Raw genomic sequence first — 18,180 nt, forward strand, 5'->3', positions numbered from 1 at the left:
TTTACTTGACCACCTCAAGTAACGGGGTCTACCTTCGGCGAAGTACTTGATGACATCAAACATCGATGATCTGAAGCTCCCGCGTCACCGGAAAAGGCCCTCCCTGCCATGAGTCATGCCCCCACACCGCCCGCAGCCGATGCCCGGCGCGAGACGGTCATCGTCTTCGCCCTGAGTCTCGCCGCCATGGTCGTCTCGATGATGCAGACCCTGCCGGTCCCGATCCTCGGCCTCATCCGCACCGACCTCGGCACCTCCACGGCCAACGTGAGCTGGGTGACCACCGCCACGCTGCTCTCCGCCGCCGTCTTCACCCCGCTGCTCGGCCGCTTCGGCGACCAGCACGGCAAGAAGCCCACCCTCGTCGCCGTTCTCGGCGTCATGGTCGTCGGCTCCGTCGTCGCCGCCCTCGCGACCTCGCTGCCCCTGCTGATCCTCGGCCGCGTCCTCCAGGGCGCCGCCACCGCGATCTTCCCGCTCGCCCTCTCCGTCCTCCGCGAGGAGGTCAGGCCGCAGAAGCTGCCCGGTGCCATGTCCCTGGTCAGCGGCACCCTCGCCTTCGGCAGCGGCCTCGCGCTCGTCGCGACCGGCCTGCTCACCTCCGGCTCCGACGCCGACTACCGCAGCGCCTTCTGGATGGCGACCGGCTTCGCCGCGCTCGCCCTGCTCGCGGTCGTGTTCCTCGTCCCCGCGACCCGCCACAAGACGGGCGGCCGGACCGACTTCCTCGGTGCGCTGACCCTCGGCATCACGCTGCTGCTGCTCCTGCTGCCCATCTCGCAGGGCCACGAGTGGGGCTGGGCCTCGGCCCGGACGCTCGGCAGCTTCGCCGGCGCGGCCGTCATGGCGGTCGTCTGGGTCCTCGTGGAGCGGAAGGTCCGCGAACCGCTCGTCGACATGAAGATGTTCGTCCACCGTCCGGTCCTCATGGCCAACCTGGCCGGCATCCTCGTCGGCTTCGGCATGTTCGCGAACTTCCTGGGCGTCTCCTACCTCGTCCAGATGCCCGAGGCCCTCACCGGCTACGGCTTCGACGCGTCCATCCTGCGTGCCTCCGTGCAGTTCCTGCTGCCCGGTGCGATCGTCTCGCTGCTCGCCTCCCCGGTCGGCGGCCAGCTGGTCCGCCACCGTGGACCGCGCACGGCCCTCGCCCTGGCCGCGGGCCTCGGCGCCGTCGGCTTCGCCTGGCTCGCCCTCGGTCACGGCCACACGGCATCGGTGATCGGGGCGGGGGTCGTCGTCGGCGCGGCCGTCAGCTTCGGGTACGCGGCCATGCCGGCCGTCATCATGTCGAGCGTCCCGCACCACCAGAGCGGCATCGCCAACGGCATCAACTCCATCTCCCGCTCCACGGGCAGCGCGATCGGCAGCGCGGTCGTCACCACGATCCTCGCCTCGCAGACCATCGAGCACCTCCCGGCCGGCGTCCCGTCGCTGCCGGCGGAGTCCGGCTTCACCCTCACCTTCTGGATCGGTGCCACGGCCTTCGCCCTGGTCGCGGTGATCGCGGGCCTCGGCCTGCGCGGGCGCGCGGGGACCCGCCCGGCCGAGGGGACGCCGTCCGCCGCTGCCCCCGCTCCCGAGAAGGCGTCGGTGTCCTAGTCGAGGCCTCTTCGCCGGAGCGGCGCTCGGAGATCGGCCGGCACCCCGGGTGTCGGTCTCCTCACCGAGCGTCGCTCCGGCGAATCTTCACATCGTGCAAGAGGAGGGGGTGACTCCCCTTGTGGGGCCCCTCGATGCGACGGCCGCTCTCCCGCCGTTTGAGGGGCCTATGTCCCCTTGCGTTCCGCCGGGGCGACGGAGGGGTCATTTCTGTTACTCGATCCTGCGGAGAACCTGTGACGATCTCCTGGCGATCTGCCAGATAGATCGAAACGCCCTTCGATTCGGTGATGAATTCGTGTGCCGCAGCACGTCAACTCGGTTGGCCGGGCAACCCGTTCGCGTGCTTACATCTGCACATCGCGGCCGCCGTCGAACGGTGCTTGATTCCGGCCGGGTAAAAACATTCACATGAATTGAAGGGTGCGCACACATGCGTAACGACATCGAGACCCGTGAGATCGCCGACGCCGAGCTGGACGCCGTTTCCGGCGGCCTCGCCATCTCCGGTGGCCTCGCCGGCGCCGTGGTCGGCGACGTCAGCACCGTCCTCGGCACCGTGACCTCGCTCCAGACCGTCCAGGGCGTGCAGGCCCTGCCGGGCGTCGTCACGGGCCTCGCCGGTGTCAACGTCGGTATCGCCGGTCTCTGAGCGGCATATCCGTGAACCCCGGAACGCATTCCCGTTCCGGGGTTCACAGCTGCCCTTGCCGCCCATGGCGGGCGGACTTCTGCCGGTCAATTCGGCAGCCCCGTAAAGAATGCAGTCGGAGGAAGAGTCCGTGCAGTTCCGTCAGAAGGCGCTTTCCAAGCTGCAATCGCCCGAAGAACTCGACCTGCCGGTACGGTTCGCGCGCCCGCAGGGCCGGCTCGTGCTCGCGGTCACCGTCGTCGTGATGGCCGCCGCGACCTTCTGGGCATTCACCGGATCCGTGTCCTCCAAGCTGAGCGCGCCCGGCATTCTCACCCGAGCCGAGGGCAGTTACCTCCTGCAGAGCCCGTTCGCCGGACAGGTCACCGCCGTCCACGCCGAGGAGGGACAGTCGGTGTCCCCGGACGCACCCCTGCTCACGGTCCGGACGCCGCAGGGCGACAAGGACGTCCGCGTGGTCGAGGGAGGGCGGGTGACGAGCCTCCTCGCCAAGACCGGTCTCGTCGTCGCCACCGGCGCCGACGTGGCGACCGTGGAACGCGTGAAGAACCCGGACGACCCGCTGGTGGCCATGCTCTATGTGCCCGGCGGCAGCGGCGCGGCCATCCCCGTCGGCGCCCAGGTCGACCTCGGCGTCCAGTCCGCCCCCCAGCAGCGGTTCGGTGTGCTCCGCGGCCGGGTCAAGGCCGTCGGCCGCGCCCCCCAGACAGCGGCGCAGATCAGCGGCTTCCTCGGCGACAGCGGGCTCGCCGCGCAGTTCGCCCGGCACGGCAACCCCGTCGCGGTGCTCGTACAGCTGGAGCGCTCGGCCGCGACCCCGTCCGGCTACCGCTGGTCCTCGGCCGACGGGCCGCCGTACGCCGTCGACTCCACGACGCCCGTCACCGGAACCGTCCACCTCGCCGCGCAGCGCCCCGTCGACTGGCTGCTCCCGTGACCGCGTCGCCCGACACGACCCCCCAGCTCGATTGGCCGCTCCCGTGACCGCGTCGCCCGACACGACCCAGACCCCCCAGCTCCCGCCCGCCGGGCACCGGCGGCACCGCCCCGAGCCCCAGGGCGGCAGCCGGCGCCGCCGCCCCGAGCCGGCAGGCCGAAGGCCCCGACGCCGCGCGTCCGTCCCGAAGGGCCGTACGCCCCGCCCCGTGCGCACCCCCACCGTGCTCCAGATGGAGGCGGTGGAGTGCGGCGCCGCCGCGCTCGCCATGGTGCTCGGCCACTACGGCCGATTCGTCGCCCTGGAGGAGCTCCGCATCGCCTGCGGCGTCTCCCGCGACGGATCCCGCGCCAGCAACCTCCTCAAGGCGGCCCGCAGTTACGGCCTGAAGGCCAAGGGCATGCAGATGGACCTGGCGGCGCTCGCCGGAGTGGAGCCGCCGGCCATTCTCTTCTGGGAGTTCAACCACTACGTCGTCTACGAGGGCATCGGGCGCCGTCTCGGCCGCCGTGGCGTCCACATCAACGACCCGGCCAAGGGCCGGAGATTCGTGCCCATGGACGAGTTCGACACCAGCTTCACCGGCGTCGTGCTCACCTTCGAGCCCGGCGAGGGCTTCCGCCGCACCGGGCGCAGGCCCGGCGTCATGGGCGCGATGCCCGCCCGCCTGCGCGGCACCTCGGGCACCCTGCTCGCCGCCGTGCTCGCCAGCCTCCTCCTCGTCGCGGTCGGAGCGGCGATACCCGCGCTGAGCCGTACGTACATCGACATGTTCCTGATCGGCGAGCAGACGTCCCTCCTCGGTGTGCTCTTCGCATCGATGGCGGCGGCCCTGCTGCTCACGGCGGTGCTCACCCTCCTCCAGCAGTCCAACCTGCTGCGCGGCCGCATCATCTCCTCCACGCTCGGCAGCGCCCGCTTCCTGCGGCATCTGCTCCGGCTTCCCGTCACCTTCTTCTCCCAGCGCAACCCGGCCGACCTGGTCCAGCGCCTGCAGTCCAACGACGCGGTCGCCGAGACCCTGGCACGGGACCTCGCCGCCGCCGGCGTGGACGCGGTGGTCGTGGTCCTCTACGCGGTGCTGCTCTGGACGTACGACCCGCAGCTGACGGTCGTCGGCATCGGCATCGCGCTGCTCAACGTCGTGGCCATGCGGATCGTGATCCATGTGAGGGCCACCGACACCCAGAAACTCCGCGCCGAGAGCGCCCGGCTGACCAACACCTCGTACAGCGGTCTGCAGCTCATCGAGACGATGAAGGCCACCGGCGGCGAGGACGGCTTCTTCCGCCGGTGGGCGGGTCAGCACGCCGTCACCCTCGACGTGCAGCAGCGCCTCGGCGTGCCCAGCATGTGGCTCGCGATCGTCGCCCCGACGCTCGCCGCACTCAACAGCGCGCTGATCCTGATGATCGGCGGCCTGCGCGCGGTGGAGGGACACCTCTCGGTCGGCCTGCTCGTCGCCTTCCAGGCCCTCATCACCAGCTTCACCACGCCGATCACCCGCCTCAACGGCGTGGCCGGCCGCATCCAGGACTTCGCGGCCGACGTCGCCCGGCTCAAGGACGTCGAGAACTTCCCCGTCGACCCGATCTACTCACGGCGCGAGCCGCCCGCCGCCACCCGCCGGCTCAAGGGCCATGTGGTGCTCGACGGCATCACCTTCGGCTACAGCCCGCTCGACGCCCCGCTCCTGCAGGACTTCTCGCTCGCGGTCGGCCCCGGGCAGCAGGTCGCGCTCGTCGGTGGCTCCGGCAGCGGCAAGTCCACCGTCTCGCGGCTGATCTCCGGGCTCTACGCCCCCTGGGAGGGCACCATCCGCATCGACGGCATGCGGCTCGAGGACATCCCGCGCGGCGCGCTCGCCGCCTCCGTCTCCTTCGTCGACCAGGACGTCTTCCTCTTCGAGGGCACCGTCCGGGACAACGTCGCCCTCTGGGACCCGTCCATTCCCGACGAGGCCGTCGTGGCCGCCCTCGAGGACGCCGCCGTGTACGAGGTGGTCGCGCGCCGCCCCGGCGGCATCCACAGCCGGGTCGAGCAGGACGGCCGCAACTTCTCCGGTGGCCAGCGCCAACGCCTGGAGATCGCGCGGGCGTTGGTGCGTCGTCCCAGCGTCATGGTCCTCGACGAGGTGACCAGTGCCCTGGACGCGTCGACCGAGCGCCTCGTCATCGACAACCTGCGGCGCCGGGGCTGCGCCTGCGTGGTCATCGCCCACCGGCTGAGCACCGTCCGCGACAGCGACGAGATCGTCGTCCTGGAGCGGGGCACCGTCGTCGAGCGCGGGCGGCACGAGCAGCTGCTCGCGGCGCGGGGCGCGTACGCCGAACTGGTCAAGGAGCACTGAGGTGACGTCCCCCCATCCCGCCCCCGCAGCCGTGGACCCGGTGGTGGCCGCCCTGGGCGGGCTCGGCACGCCCCTCGACTGCACGGGCCTGCGCAGCCTGTCCCTGGAGGGGCCGCTCGTGCTGTGGCTCGTCGTCGAGGGCGAGCTCGACCTGTTCGCGATCGACGCGGCGCAGGAGGGCCACTGGCACTTCCTGGGCCGCCTGTCACCGGGCACACTGCTGCTGGGCCCCGCCGAGGGCCCCGGCCACACCCTGATCGGCCGCCCCCTGCAGGGCTGCCTGCTGCGCCGCATCGAACTGCGCGAGCTGCAGCCCTACGGGCACGAGGCCTACGGACAGGGGCAGTACGGGCACGGGGCGTACGGGCAGGGAGCGTACGGCCACGACGGTTACGGACAGGGCCGGTTCGGGCCCGAGACGTACGGGCCGGGGGAGTACGGCGTCGCCGAGGTGCCGTTGAGCCCCTTGGAGAACGCCTTCGCACTCGGCATCGGGCGCGGCCTGCGCGTCCTCTACCAGGCGCCCCTTGAGAGCCGCGCCACCGCAGGCCCGGGCGCCGCTGACGACGACGTCCTGTGGATGCAGATCACCCCGGGCAGCGTGCGGTACGGCGCCGTGTACGAGGGGTACGACGGATACGACACCGCGGCGGCGCTCCTCGTCGACGGGGCGATGTGGCAGGGCATGGTCGACCAGCAGTACCGGCTGCTGTACGCCCTGGACAACTGGATCGAGCAGGTCGAGCGCGCCCACGAGGACCGCACGGCGGCCGGCATCCAGGCCGGCGAGGCCGCCCGTACCCAGGCGGACCAGGCCCTGCTCGCCTCCATCGGCCGCTCCGGCGGCCGGTCGCGCGGGGCGGCCGGCCGCGGCGGGAGCGACGACGCGGCCTTCGCCGTGTGCCGGCTGGTCGCCCGCGAGGCGGGCATCACCCTGTCGGAGCCGGTCGGGTCCGGCGCCGACGCCGGGCGGCTCGACCCGGTCGAACGCATCGCGCTCGCCTCACGGATCCGCACCCGGGCCGTCAGCCTCCACGGCCGCTGGTGGCGCGAGAACAGCGGCCCCCTGGTGGGACGGCGGGAGCGGGACGGCACACCGGTCGCCCTGCTGTGGCGGCGCGGCGGTTACGAGGCCGTCGACCCCGTCACCGGCGCCCGGGAGCGCGTGGGCGCCGGTGACGAGGGCACCTTCGGATCCGGCGCCGTGATGTTCTACCGCCCACTGCCCGACGGCAGGCCGGGCCTGCTGCGGCTGCTCCGGTTCAGTCTGCGGGGGACCGGCGGGGACCTGCGCAGCCTCCTCGTGGGCGGTCTTGTCGCGGTCGGCCTCGGCGCGCTCGTCCCCATCGCCACCGGCAAGGTCCTCGGCGAGTACGTACCGCGGGCCGAGGACAGCCTCATCGTGCAGACGGCGCTCGCGCTCATCGCCGCCGGTGTCGTCTCGGCCGCCTTCATGCTGCTGCAGAACATCGCGATCCTGCGGGTGGAGGGCCGTATCGAGGCCACCCTCCAGCCGGCCGTCTGGGACCGGCTGCTGAGGCTGCCGGTGACGTTCTTCGCCGGCAGCTCGACCGGAGAACTGGCGAGCGCGGCCATGGGCGTCAGCGCCATCCGCAGCGTGCTCTCCGGCATCGGTTCGGTCTGTCTGCAGGCGAGCACCGTCGGCACGATGAACCTCGTCCTGCTGCTCTTCTACAGCGTGCCGCTGGCCCTGGCCGCGCTCGCCATGCTGCTCGTCATCGCCGTCCTCTTCCTGGGGCTCGGGCTGTGGCAGCTGCGGTACCAGCGGCGGCTGCTCACCCTCGGCAACAAGCTCAACAACCAGGCGTTCCAGACCCTGCGCGGGCTGCCCAAGCTGCGCGTGGCCGCCGCCGAGAGCTTCGCCTACGCCGCCTGGGCCCGGGAGTTCGCCCGCACCCGGGAGCTCCAGCAGCGGATCGGCCGCATCAAGAACGTCATCACCGTCCTCAACGCGGTCTGCCCGCCGCTGTGCATGCTGGTGATGTTCATGCTGCTCGCGGGACCCGCGAGGGGCAGCATGTCCGCCGCCGAGTTCCTCACCTTCAGCACGGCCGTGACGATCCTGCTGTCCTCGGTCACCCAGCTGACCGGCGCGCTCATCTCGGCTGCCGCCGTGCAGCCGATGTTCGAACAGATCGGCCCCGTCTTCCGGGAGACCCCCGAGGTGCGCGGCTCCAGCACACGGCCGGGGGTGCTGAGCGGGGCGGTCGAGGCGAAGAACCTGTCCTACCGGTACACGGAGGACGGTCCGCTCGTCCTGGACGACGTGTCGGTCCAGGTACGGCCCGGTGAGTTCGTCGCGATCGTCGGGGCCAGCGGCTGCGGCAAGTCGACCCTGCTCCGTCTGCTCATCGGCTTCGACCGGCCGGTCGCGGGCAGTGTGCTGTACGACGGCCAGGATCTGGCGGCGCTCGACCGGGCGGCCGTACGCCGGCAGTGCGGCGTCGTCCTGCAGAACGCGCAGCCGTTCTCCGGCTCGATCCTCGACTGCATCCGCGGGGCGGAGCCGTACCCGCCGGAGGAGGCCTGGGAGGCGGCCGCCATGGCCGGTCTGGCCGAGGACATCAAGGCCATGCCCATGGGCATGCACACCATGCTGTCCGACGGCGGGGGCACGGTCTCCGGCGGGCAGCGCCAGCGGCTGATGATCGCCCAGGCCCTCATCCGCAAACCGCGCGTCCTCTTCCTGGACGAGGCCACCAGTGCCCTGGACAACGAGGCGCAGCGCGTCGTCATCGAGTCCACGCGCACGCTGCGCGCCACGCGCGTCGTGATCGCCCACCGGCTGTCCACGATCATGGACGCCGACCGGGTGATCGTCATGGCGGACGGCCGGGTCGCGCAGCAGGGACCGCCGGCCGAACTTCTCGCCGACACGAGCGGCCCGTTCCACGCGCTCGTACGCCGTCAGCTCGGCTGACAGCAGCCCCGGCGGGGATACGTGGAGAGGGCACAGGCCGGAATCCGAGCCTCCCGGACGGAAAAGCCCGAACGCCTCGACGGAAGGGCTTTCGATCAGGGAAGCTGTCTCCAACAGGCCTTCATATAGGCGCAGTTGAGCACTTTCCGCATCAATCCGGGGGAAAAGATGACGAGATCCGCTCACCGTTGGCTGGCACGCGCGGCAGGCGCGGCGGCCACCGCGGTACTGATAACAGGGGGCACGGCCGGCGTCACGTACGCGGCCGAGACGGACCGCGAGGCCGCGTCCATCGTGGCGTACGACCCCAGCGTCAACAGCACGGCGAACTTCGCGGTCGTCGCGACCACGCATCCCGACACCGTGGGCTGCAACGGCTACAAGGTGACCGGGTCGGGAACCGCCAGCGGCAAGCCCACCACCGGCGGGACCTGGACACAGGACGAGGTGGTGTGTACCGCGACCATCCCCGGCAAGTACGACATCAAGGGGACGGGGACGATCACGGAGAGCGACGGCGACAAGCTCACCATCAGCTACGCGCTCACCGCGCCGCTGACCTCGGACACCCTGGTCTACCCGACCGGCACGTTCAAGATCACCGGCGGGACCGGCAACTACGCGTTCGCGACCGGCAGCGGCAAGATGAACGCCCGGGTCAACCTGCTGGACCACGACCACGTGACCTCCACGATCATGGGAGACATCCTGTTCACGGGCTGACCCGGACCGTGGTCGAGCAGCGGCGGCCGACGGCGTGATCGCCGCCGGCCGCCGACGGAGCCGGTCCCGCGGGGCCGGCTCCGCCCTTCTGACGGCGCAACCTCCAAGGGGCCGCACCATGAAGAGCACGATGCAGGACCGCGAGTTACTCGTCCGCGACCTCCTCGCGCACGGGCAACGCGTCTACGCGGACAGCCGGGTGATCCGATGCGCCGACGCGCAGAACGAACGGTCCCTGCAGACCTTCGCCGACATCGCCGGCCAGGCCGAGCGACTCGCCTCCGCACTCGCCGGTCTGGGCGTGCAGATCGGCGAGCGCGTCGCCACGCTCGCCTGGAACACCCCCGAACACCTGGTGGCCTATCTCGCCGTACCGAGCATGGGCGCCGTGCTGCACACGCTCAACCTCCGCCTCCACCCCGACCAGTTGGGCTACATCGTCGAGCACGCCGAGGACTCCGTCCTCCTGGTCGACTCGACCCTCCAGGACATGCTCGCCCCCCTGCGGGACCGGCTCGGCAGCGTCCGCCACGTGGTCGTCATCGGCGGCGCGCCGGAGGTCGACCTGCCCGGGCACATCGCCGTGCACCGCTGGGACGAGCTCCTCGCGGCCGAGCGGCCCGGCTACGTCTGGCCCGACCTGGACGAGCGGGAGGCGGCCGCGCTCTGCTACACCACCGGCACCACCGGGGACCCCAAGGGCGTGGCCTACAGCCACCGCTCGATCTCCCTGCACACCCTCGGCGTCTCGGGCGGCTCCGGCTTCGCGATGCACGACGGCGACCGCGTCCTGCCGATCGTGCCGATGTTCCACGCCAACGCGTGGGGCTGGCCGTACTCCGCCTGGCTCGCGGGGTCCGACCTGATCATGAACGGCCGGCAGCTGCACACCCCGGACCTGGCCCGCATCATCAACGAGGAGCGGCCCACGGCGGTGGCCGCGATCTGCACGATCTGGAACAGCCTGGTCCACCACGGCGAACAGCACCCGCTGGACCTGAGCGGCGTACGGCTCGCGGGCTGCGGCGGCGCGACCCCGCCGCGCGCCCTGCTGCAGCAGCTCAAGGACCGCTACGGGGTCCGCCTCACACAGGGCTGGGGACTCACCGAGACCAGCCCCCTCGCCACCTTCGCCGTCCCCCCGCACGACACCCCCGACGGGGAGGAGGTCGGCTGGCTGGCCAAGAGCGGCCGGGTGATGCCCTACGTCGACGTACGGCTGATCGCCGAGGACGGCACCGAACAGCCCTGGGACGGAACCTCGGTGGGCGAACTGGAACTGCGCGGGCCCTGGGTCACCGGCTCGTACTACAACACCCCGGACTCCCCGGAGAAGTTCCACGACGGCTGGCTGCGCACCGGCGACCTGGGCGTGATCGAGCCGGGCGGCTGGGTGGTGGTGAGCGACCGCCTCAAGGACGGCATCAAGAGCGGCGGCGAGTGGATCTCCACCATCGAGCTGGAGAACGCGATCATCGAGCACCCCGCGGTCCTCGAAGCCATCGTGGTCGGTGTGCCCGACCCGCGCTGGGAGGAACGCCCTCTGGCCTGCGTGTCGTTGGTGCCGGGCGCCGAAGCGGGCGGGGACGAGCTGCGGGAGTTCCTGACCGGGCGGGTGGCCCGCTGGTGGGTGCCGGAGCGGTGGTCGTTCGTGGAGGCGGTGCCCAAGACCAGCGTCGGCAAGTACGACAAGCGAGCCGTACGGACCCGGTACGCGGAAGGGGAGCTGGACGTCTGGCTCCCGGGCCCCGGTGACTCCGGCGCGCAGGCGCCCACGGCGCCCGGGGCACCCCGGGAGTGAACGACGGAGCGGCGCCCCGGACGGTCCTTGAGCATCAGGACCGTCCGGGGCACCGCTCCCGGTCCGGGTGGCCTCAGGCCGCCAGCCGATCCGCCGTCTCGGCCAGCAGCTCCCGCTGCCCGTCGGCGTCGAGCCCCAGCTCCCGCACCAGCCGGAGGGTCAGCACGAGCCGGGCCTGGATCGTCGTCTCGGGGTCCGGGTGCTCACCGCCGGGCGCCGCGCCCTCGTCGAGTCCGGCGGCGACCAGACCTTCGAGGAACGCCGGGTCGAAGTCCTCCGCGCCGGCGTCCAGCGACCCGAGGACCTCCGCGACGTAGTCGCCGATCTCCGCCGCCGTCGCGCCCTGCGGGAAGCGCCGGCGGGCCGCGATGCCGAAGGCGACACCGACAGCCTGCCCGTACCGCGGCTCGGTGGGGTCGAGAGCGGCCGACTTCTGGGCGAACCCGATGAAGTCGAACGCCAGCAGCGCCCCCAGTACGTCGAGTTCGGTGGAGGTGGCACTGGTCATGACGGCCGGCCTTCTGTCGTGGGCGGAGTGGTGGTGGTGTCCTTCTCCCGGGCGGCGGCGACGAGCGCCTCCGCGACGTGCTCGGCGTCGCGTCCGACGAAGCCGATCAGCGCCGAGCCCCGGGTACGCATCCGGTACAGCCCCAGGTAGTAGCTGCCGGGCACGGTTCCCGTGCCCTCGGTGTGCCGCGGCTGCCCGTCGTCGTCGAGCATCTCCGGGTCGAGCCAGCTCCAGTCGGTGCGGAAGCCCGTCGCCCAGATCACCGTGGACGGCTTGACGCGCTCACCGCCCGCGACCAGGAGTTCGGCGCCGTCGGCCGCGGTGATCCGGCCCACCGTCCGGATCCCGCCCGCCGCCACGAGCCCGGGCACCCGGTCGCCGACGACCGGGTCGGGCGCCTGCATGCTCACGGGCAGACGCATCACCCCGAGGACGCTCATCCACCAGAACATGTCCCGGCCGACGACCGTCTGCGGCAGGGGCGGCGAGACGGCCTCGCTGCAACCGAGCACCACGTCGTGGGTCGCGGACAGTTCGGCGGCGATCTGCCGGCCGGAGTTGCCGTCGCCGACGACCACCACGGTCCCGGGTGCCACCTGCGCCGGGCTCCGGTACTCGCTGGTGTGCAGGGTGGGCACGTCCGGGCTCAGCGCGGCGGCGAACTCCGGAAGGCGGGGTGTGCCGAAGGCACCGGAAGCGATCACGACCTGCCCGGCCCGGCAGTCGCCGTGCGTCGTGCTCAGCAGATAGCCGTCACCGTCCCTGCGTACCGACAGCACCCGGTGGTCCGGCAGCACCGGCAGGTCGAACCGCTCGGCGTAGTCCCGCAGATACGCCACCACCTCGTCCTTGCCGGGGTAGTGCCTGCCGTCCCCGGGGAAGGGCAGGCCCGGCAGGCCGGAGAACTGCGCGGACGTGAACAGCGTCAGCGAGTCCCAGCGCCGCTCCCACGTCTCGCCGACCTCGCTGCCCGCGTCGAGCAGCACGCACTCCACGCCGGCCTGCCGGAGGTAGTACCCGACGGCGAGCCCGGACTGGCCCGCTCCGACGACGGCGACCGGCACGGTGGCCGGCAGCGCGGTCGTCCGCTCACCGGCCTGCCGCCGTACCGGGTCGGCCTGATCAATTCCCATACCGATTGTCCTCACTTCTTGGACCTGGACCCCGTGGAACCCGAAGGACCGGTCCGGGTGGATCGGCCGGGCCGCCGGAGAGGCGGCCCGGCCGGGTCGGTTCAGTGGGCGTCGAGAGCCTGGCGCAGCTCGTCCGCCAGGACCCGCAGCCGCTCACCGCGCATCACCGTGTAGTGGTCGCCGGGTACGTCGACGAGGGCGGCGTCGCCGGGGAAGTACTCCATCCAGCGGGAAGCGGTCTCGACGGACGCACCGCCGTCCGCGGCCCGCAGCGACAGCACGCGGCCCGCGAAGGGGCTGGGCGCGTACCGCAGCAGGGCACGGTAGTTGCTCTGGAACCGGCCGACGATCGAACTCAGCGTGTCGAGGTCGATGTCCTCGGACAGCGCCCCCGCCGCACGCGCCTCGGCGTGCAGTACCTCCACCGGCGGACGGCCGTCGAACGCCTCGGCCGGCAGCTCCCACCGCACCCCGGCGAGGCCCGCCAGGTCCCGGGCGAACCAGGACAGCAGCACTTCGTCGGAGACCGGCGCGCCCTCGGCAGGACCGGGCCGCTCCATCAGGTCGACCACGGCGAGCAGTTCCACCTCGGCCCCCGCCGCGGTGAGCTGGGTCGCCATCTCCAGGGCGATCACGCCACCCATCGACCAGCCGCCGACCCGGTACGGGCCGTCCGGCAGCGCCTCACGGACCGCGGCGACGTAGTGGGCGGCCATGTCCTCGACGCTCGGCAGCTCCGTGTCGGGGAGCTGCAGCGCGTAGAACGGCTGGTCGTGGCCCAGGAGTTCGGCGAGTTCCGCGTAGCAGAGCACGTCACCGCCGACCGGGTGGACGAACACCAGCGGAGTCCGGCATCCCGTGGTGCGCACCGGCACGAGCGCCCTGCGGCCGTCCTCGACGCTGCCGGCCTGCCGGACCGCCTGGGCGAGCAGCTCGATGGTCGGCCGGGCGAAGAGGCTGGACAGCGGCAGGCTGCGGCCCAGACCGCGGGCGATCCTGGCCATCAGACGCACAGCGAGCAGCGAGTCCCCGCCGAGGTCGAAGAAGCTCGCGGTCACCCCGATCTCCGTGACGCCGAAGAACTCCGCCCAGATCTCGGCGAGTCGGCGTTCCACCTCGTCGCGAGGGGCGACGAAGCCGGCGCCTTCGACGGCGACCTCGTCGGGTGCGGGCAGCGCCGCCCGGTTGACCTTGCCGTTGTCGCTGAGCGGAAGCTCGTCCAGGACGAGGATGCGCTGCGGCACCAGGTGCTGCGGGACCACCTTGCGCAGCGACTCGGTGATCCGCTGCTCGGTGTCGTCGCGCCCGTCGTCCAGGACGACGTACGCGATCAGCCGCTTGGGCCCGTGCTGCTCGCCCGCCGCGACGACCGCGGCGGCCCGTACGCCCTCGCACTGGGTGAGAGCGGCCTCCACCTCGCCCAGTTCGATGCGGTAGCCCTGGATCTTGACCTGCGAGTCCTGGCGGCCGAGGAACTCGATGGTGCCGTCCGGCAGGAAGCGTCCCAGGTCGCCGGTGCGGTAGAGCCGCTCACCGGAGACCGGGTGGTGCAGGAAGGCGGCGCTGGTCTTGGCCTCGTCGTTCAGATAGCCGCGGGCCAGACCGACACCGGCGATGTAGAGGTCGCCGGGCACCCACACGGGGCACGGTCGCATCGCGTCGTCGAGCACGTGGAAGCGCTGGTTACGCATCGCCTTGCCGTAGGGGATGCTGACGCAGTCCTCGTTGACCTCCCCGATGGGGTGCAGGATCGACCAGATCGACGCCTCGGTGGCGCCGCCGAGGCTCCACAGCTCGGCGTCCTCGATGAGCAGCCGGATCCGGCCCGGCAGGTTCACCGGGATCCAGTCCCCGCTCATCATGACCAGTCGCAGCGGCAGCCCGGTGAGCCGGTTCGCGAGGGCGTGCTCGGTGAACATCTCCATCAGCGCGGGCACGCTGTTCCAGATCGTCACCCCGTGCTCGGTGACGAGCTCCGCCCAGCGGGCGGGCTCGCGGTGCGCGGACGGCTCGGGCAGCACCAGGGCACCGCCCGCCGACAGCAGTCCGAAGACGTCGTAGACCGACAGGTCGAAGTGCATCGCGGACAGTCCGAGGGCCCGGTCCGCCGCGGTGACGCGATAGCGCTCGTTGACGTCGACGACCGTGTTCAGGGCCGCGCCGTGCTCGATCATCACGCCCTTGGGCAGCCCGGTGGAACCCGACGTGAAGATCACATAGGCGAGGTCGGTGGGCTTGGCGCCCGACGGCCCGAGCGGCTCGAGCCGACCGCCCGGCTCCCCGTTCGCGGCGTCGTCCTGCCCGCCGGCCTCTTCGTCGGCCCGCACCACGGTCCGCGCCACGCCCTGCGGCCAGTCGGCGATGTCGTCCACCCACGGCTGGGTGACCACCCGGCTGATCCCGGCACTGTCGAGCAGCACATGCAGCCGCTCGGCGGGCACCCGGGCGTCGATCGGCACGTACGCCGCCCCCGCCCGCAGGATGCCGAGGGCCGCGACGACCTGCTCCCAGCCCTTGTCCATGACGATGCCGACCAGGTCACCGGGACCGGCCCCCAGCGCACGCAGCCGGTGACCCACCTGGTGCGACCTGCGCTCGATATCCGCGTACGTCAGGGTCAGCGACCCCGTGATGACCGCGGGCGCGTCGGGCGTCTCCGCCGCCCGCGCGAGCACGGCGTCGTGCAGCAGCCCGTCGGGCACCGGCCCGTCGGTGGCGTTGGCCTCGGCCCGTACGTCCAGGTCGGCGACGGGCGCGAGGGCGGGCCTGGGCCGCTGCCAGGCCGCCGCGTCGCGGGAGAGATCACGCAGCGTCCGCTGGTAGGCGGCGAACATCGCGTCGATGCAGCCCGCGGGGAACAGCTCCTCGATCACGTCCCAGTTCAGGAGGAGCTCACCGGCCTCCTCGACCGCCTGGTGGTCCAGCCACACTTGCGGGGTGCGGACCGAACTGCTCACCTGACGGCCGTTCTCACCGATCCCGGCGAGATACTGCACGACTCCACCGCGCTCGCCGTCCTGCTGACCGGCCATGTTCACCAGGCTGGTGAAGACGACCGGCGCGGCGGCCCGCACCGAGGCGCCGCGCGCCCGGTTCAGCTCCCGGAGCACCTGCACACCGCTGACCTGGCTGTGCTCCATGTCGCTCCACAGCCGGCTCTGGACATCGGAGGCGCGGGCGGCGAACGAGTCGGTCGCCGAGTCGCGGATCTCCAGCATCAGGGTCGTCGAGAACTGACCGATGACGTCGCCGACCTGCGGGTGCAGCGGCAGCCGGTTGAAGTAGAGCAGGTTCAGGGAGAAGTCGGGAGTGGCACTCCACTCCGCGATGACCTGCGCGTACGCGGTGCACAGCGCCGCCGAGGGGCTGACCCCGGCCGCCGCCGCGTGCTGCTTGAACCGGTCCCAGTCCTCCCTGGCCAGGGTCGCGCCACGGTGGTTGAACACCGGCCGCTCCAGGCTCGACGGGCTGACGGCCAGCGGCAGCTGGGGCGCGGGCGGCAGGGTGTCGAGCCGGTCACGCCAGTAGGCGAGGGCCCGGTCGTACTCGGGTCCCGCCTCCAGGGCGCGGGCCTCCCTGACGTAGTCCCGGTAGCGCAGCCGCAGTTCGGGCAGCGTCTCACCGCGGTAGTGCGCCGCCCACTCCTTGAACAGGATCGACGTGCTGAAACCGTCGATGATCAGGGCGTCGAAGCCCGCGTGCAGCCGGATCACCCGCTCGTCGATACGGGTCACCCGTACGTCGAACAGGGGCCAGCGCGCGGTGTCGAAGACCTGGTGCCGCATCTCCTCGTGCACGGCGACCAGTTCGGCCTCGCGCTCGGCCGGCTCCAGGGCGGAGGCGTCGGTCTCCCGGATCACATAGGCCGGGACGTCGCGCTGGATGCGCTGCTCGCCCTCGGCGGTGAAGACCGCCCGCAGCATGTCGTGGCGCTCGATCATCGCCCGGAAGGACGCGCCGAGCCGGTCCAGGTCCACGTTCTCCAGGTCGATCTCGATCTGGAAGTACGTGGAGGTGTTGCCGAGTTCGAAGGCGTCACCGCGGCCCACGAGATAGGCCTGCTGGAGGTCGGTCAGACCGAACGGCTCGTAGCGCTCGGAGTCGTCCTCGACGACGACGGCTTCGCCGTCGGCCCGTGGGGCTTCCGTCTCCGTGCCCTCGTGGCTCCCCGTGCCGGAGCCGAGGGCGGCCAGGATGTCGTCGGCGATGTCCTCGGTGTTGCGGCCTTCGAGGAACGCCGCCATCGGCAGCAGGACGTCGAACTCCTTGTTCAGCGTCGTCCGGATCTTCATCGCGATCAGCGAGTCCAGACCGAGCGCCTGCAGTGACTGCCTGGCGTCCAGCCGGGCAGCCGTGGTCCCGAGGGCACGGGCGACGGTCCGGGTCACGAAGGCCCGCGCCGCGTCGGGCTCCACGGCGGGTGCCGCCTCGACCGCTTCGGCCGGGGCCGTCGTGGTGGTGCCGGCCGGGGCCACGACGCGCGGGGGCGCCGCGAGCGCCGGAGCCGGGGCCCGCACGGCCTCGGGTCCCTGGTGCGCCGCCGGGGCTTGCGCCGTCTCGGCCTCGGCCGCAGACCGGGTCAGGGCGGGGACGAAGCGTACGCCGTCGGCCTCGGCCACCAGTCGGCCGTTCGCCGAGACGAGCCGGATACGGGCCCGGGTGCCGCCTTCGAACAGTTCGGCATGACATCGGAGCCCGTCCTGGGGGCCGCCGCGGTCGTAGTGGACGAAGCGTTCGAGACCGGCCGGCACGAGAGCCGGGCCGTCCGCCGGGAAGCAGGCCAGCGCGGTCTGGAACATCGCGTCGACGAGCCCGGGGTGGATCACGTACGCCTCGGTCTCGCCGGGCACGGCGGACCGGATCTCGGCGGTGGCCTCGTTCCGGCCGAGCCTGATCCGCTCCACCCAGCGGGCGGCGGAGCCCAGGTACAGGGCACGCTGCCACAGCAGTCGGTACAGCTCGTCACCGGTCAGCTCGCGGCCCGACCCGCCCGCAGCGAGCGCCACCGTCGGCGCCGCCGTCGCCCCCGACCGGGCCAGGGCCTGGGCGTGCAGCTGCCAGCCACCGGCCGGGTCCTGCGCGTAGTAGCCGAACTGATCGCCGTTCACGACGAGTTGAGCCGCACGCTCGGCACCGGCCGGTGCGAGCGCCAGATCGACGGGCAGCTCCAGGTCCTGCAAGGACACCGGCCCCGATCCGCCGAGTTCGGTGACCGCCTCGATCAACGACTCCACGAACACTCCGGCGCTGACCACCGGCCGCCCGCCGACCACGAAGTCACCGAGGCAGGGGTGCGCCGACGGGTCGAGCGGCGGGGAGAACTGCGCCCGCGCGAGCGGCGACGACGGCAGACGTGCACCCAGCAGGCTTGCCGACTCGGCGGCCGGCCCCACCGGAAGAGGCGCAGCGGGCGCCGCCGAAGGGGCTTCCGGTACGAGCCAGTAGTGCTGGCGTTGGAAGGGGTAGGGGGGGAGTTCGATGGTGTGGGGTTGGTAGGGCTGGAGGAGTGTGGGCCAGTCGATGGTGGCGCCGT

The 18,180-nt window shown here is 72.0% G+C and carries 10 protein-coding genes; 7 read left to right on the plus strand and 3 right to left on the minus strand.

Going from position 1 to position 18,180, the window contains the following annotated elements; translation table 11 throughout:
* The first annotated feature begins 108 nt into the window (after window positions 1-108).
* The 7 genes from IF00_RS0131390 (at window position 109) to IF00_RS0131420 (ending at window position 11,006) form a co-directional block, all read left to right on the plus strand.
* Window positions 109-1,602 carry an MFS transporter gene (locus IF00_RS0131390; protein WP_030323908.1) on the plus strand — a complete coding sequence of 498 codons (1,494 nt, stop codon included), beginning with the start codon at window positions 109-111 and terminating at the stop codon, window positions 1,600-1,602.
* A 433-nt stretch (window positions 1,603-2,035) separates the two neighbouring features.
* Window positions 2,036-2,254, plus strand: coding sequence for a hypothetical protein (locus tag IF00_RS0131395; protein WP_030323910.1), 219 nt, complete (start codon window positions 2,036-2,038; stop codon window positions 2,252-2,254).
* 130 nt (window positions 2,255-2,384) lie between these two features.
* The gene (locus IF00_RS0131400; RefSeq protein WP_030323912.1) at window positions 2,385-3,191 is read left to right on the plus strand and encodes an HlyD family efflux transporter periplasmic adaptor subunit; all 807 of its coding nucleotides are present in this window, start codon (window positions 2,385-2,387) and stop codon (window positions 3,189-3,191) included.
* Window positions 3,192-3,399: 208 nt separating this feature from the next.
* Complete coding sequence (locus IF00_RS0131405) at window positions 3,400-5,541, plus strand: NHLP family bacteriocin export ABC transporter peptidase/permease/ATPase subunit (protein WP_030323913.1); 2,142 nt, start codon at window positions 3,400-3,402, stop codon at window positions 5,539-5,541.
* A 1-nt stretch (window position 5,542) separates the two neighbouring features.
* On the plus strand, window positions 5,543-8,482 hold the full coding sequence (locus IF00_RS0131410; protein ID WP_030323915.1) for an NHLP bacteriocin export ABC transporter permease/ATPase subunit: 2,940 nt from the start codon (window positions 5,543-5,545) through the stop codon (window positions 8,480-8,482).
* Window positions 8,483-8,650: 168 nt separating this feature from the next.
* Window positions 8,651-9,205: a hypothetical protein gene (locus IF00_RS0131415; RefSeq protein WP_030323916.1), complete on the plus strand. Its 555-nt coding sequence runs from the start codon at window positions 8,651-8,653 to the stop codon at window positions 9,203-9,205.
* A 118-nt stretch (window positions 9,206-9,323) separates the two neighbouring features.
* Window positions 9,324-11,006, plus strand: a complete 1,683-nt coding sequence (locus tag IF00_RS0131420; RefSeq protein WP_051820701.1) for a long-chain fatty acid--CoA ligase — start codon at window positions 9,324-9,326, stop codon at window positions 11,004-11,006.
* Between the two features lie 73 nt (window positions 11,007-11,079).
* Here the strand turns inward: IF00_RS0131420 and IF00_RS0131425 are convergent, their stop codons facing one another.
* From IF00_RS0131425 to IF00_RS42895, 3 genes are all read right to left on the minus strand, one after another.
* Entirely contained in the window at window positions 11,080-11,514 is a 435-nt protein-coding gene (locus IF00_RS0131425) for a hypothetical protein (RefSeq protein WP_030323920.1), read from the minus strand.
* Complete coding sequence (locus IF00_RS0131430) at window positions 11,511-12,647, minus strand: flavin-containing monooxygenase (RefSeq protein ID WP_051820702.1); 1,137 nt, start codon at window positions 12,645-12,647, stop codon at window positions 11,511-11,513. The genes IF00_RS0131425 and IF00_RS0131430 overlap by 4 nt, the downstream gene beginning before the upstream one ends.
* A 101-nt stretch (window positions 12,648-12,748) precedes the next feature.
* A complete protein-coding gene (locus IF00_RS42895; RefSeq protein ID WP_051820703.1) occupies window positions 12,749-18,040 on the minus strand; it encodes a non-ribosomal peptide synthetase in 5,292 nt (1,763 codons plus the stop codon).
* Window positions 18,041-18,180 lie beyond the last annotated feature (140 nt).

Origin of the sequence: Streptomyces flavochromogenes (assembly GCF_000717595.1) — a bacterium.
Taxonomy (GTDB): domain Bacteria; phylum Actinomycetota; class Actinomycetes; order Streptomycetales; family Streptomycetaceae; genus Streptomyces; species Streptomyces flavochromogenes.